The 1649-nt window shown below is 66.0% G+C and carries 2 protein-coding genes; both read left to right on the top strand.

What is annotated here, in order from left to right:
* Positions 1-587: 587 nt before the first annotated feature.
* Positions 588-875, top strand: a complete 288-nt coding sequence (locus tag ACIBX3_RS61195) for a transposase (RefSeq protein ID WP_397130028.1) — start codon at positions 588-590, stop codon at positions 873-875.
* A complete protein-coding gene (locus tag ACIBX3_RS61190; protein ID WP_397130027.1) occupies positions 872-1600 on the top strand; it encodes an IS3 family transposase in 729 nt (242 codons plus the stop codon). Before ACIBX3_RS61195 ends, ACIBX3_RS61190 begins: the two co-directional genes overlap by 4 nt.
* Positions 1601-1649: the final 49 nt, after the last annotated feature.

The raw sequence follows: 1649 nt of genomic DNA, 5'->3' as shown, positions 1-1649 counted from the left end.
TCGGCCCGATCCGAGCACGAGCAGTAATCAACGACAACATGAGGGGGTCACGATTCAGACGTCGTCAGGGGGTCAAAATTCGGCCGTCGTTGACAGGATAGTCGTTGGTCAGCTCAAGTGACACGACCTCGCTCTCTGAGTAGGTCTGACTGGCGCTTGGGCGCTGGTTGAGTATCGAGCAACCGTGCCCCTGCGCGACCAGCGACCAGCGACCAGCGACCGCACGATCTCGTAGGTCCGGATCCGATAGCGAACATCGGGGTGATGCCGGTTTAGCTCACCAGCGACCAGGAGTACTCCACAGCGCGCAGCGTGTTCACCTCGTCGGAAAACTCGACGAGGACGGCTACCCGCCCACGTTGACCATCACCACCAGCGGGCCCGCCTCCGAGTCGACCATCTCCGCCCCGGCCATCACGCCAGCGCAGATCGTGGACGGCACCACCGTGACGACCCCGCTCACCCCGCAACTCTGCGCCTGCCGAAACCACATCCATGCATGCCAGCAGGCTGCGCATTGGAGCTGGCCCGGTTTGGTGGACACCTGATCTCTGGGGAACCCTGGTTCCCGGAAGAAGGAGTCTGCTGTGCCGAATAACTATCCGCCGGAGTTTCGCCGGCAGATGGTGGAGCTGGTGCGCGCGGGACGGACGCCGGAGGAGCTGGCCAAGGAGTTCCAGCCCTCCGCGCAGTCGATCCGTACCTGGGTGCGCCAGGCCGATCTGGATGACGGCCGCCGTCAGGACGGTCTGACCAGTGCCGAGAAGGACGAGCTGGCCCGGCTGCGGCGGGAGAACAAGATTCTCCGCCAGGAGAAGGAGATCTTGCGTAAGGCCGCGGCTTTCTTCGCGCGGGAGACGGATCTGCCGAGATGAGGTTCCGGCTGATCGATGCGGAGAAGGACCACCACGAGGTCTCCCTGCTGGCCCGGGTGCTGGGTGTGTCGCGCCAGGGCTACTACGCCTGGGCGGCCCGCCAACTACGCGGCCCATCGGCTCGAGCCCGCCGCGATGCCGAGCTGACCGAGCGGATCCGCGAGTATCACCAGGCCTCGGACAAAATCTATGGTGCGCCGCGTATCCATGCCGACCTGCGCGAGCTCGACGGGGTTCGTGTGGGCCGCAAGCGGGTGGCCCGGCTCATGCGCCGGGCTGGGCTGGCCGGGGTGAGCAGGCGTAAGGGCTGCCGGACGACGATCGCGGACGGACGCGCTGCGGCCGCGTCCGACTTGGTCAAACGCCAGTTCAGTGCGGCCGAGCCGAACCGCGTCTGGACCGCCGACATCACGTACGTGCCGACCTGGCAGGGCTTCGTGTACCTGGCGGTGGTGCTGGATGTGTTCTCCCGCCGGATCGTCGGCTGGGCGATGGCCGAGCACATGCGCACCGAGCTGGTGACCGACGCTTTGGCGATGGCACTGCACCAGCGTCGCCCCGAGGCCGGGGTGATTCACCACAGCGACAAGGGCAGCAATACACCTCCATTGCCTTCGGCCAGCGCTGTGAGCAGGCCGGTGTCCGACCGTCGACGGGCCGGACCGGGACATGCTTCGACAATGCGATCACCGAGAGCTTCTTCGCCTCGCTGGAGTGCGAGTTGATCGACCGGCGCACCTTCCACACCAGGTCAGAAGCCGAACGAGCCCTGTT

This window comes from Nonomuraea sp. NPDC049480 (assembly GCF_044465905.1).
Classification (GTDB): domain Bacteria; phylum Actinomycetota; class Actinomycetes; order Streptosporangiales; family Streptosporangiaceae; genus Nonomuraea.
Note: the sequence above shows the minus strand (reverse complement) of the source record. Positions and strands in the feature narration are given on the sequence as shown.

What these genes read in the sequence shown, in the direction of transcription:
- ACIBX3_RS61190 (WP_397130027.1), top strand. Translation starts at nt 872, where the DNA reads ATGAGGTTCCGGCTGATCGATGCGGAGAAGGACCACCACGAGGTCTCC.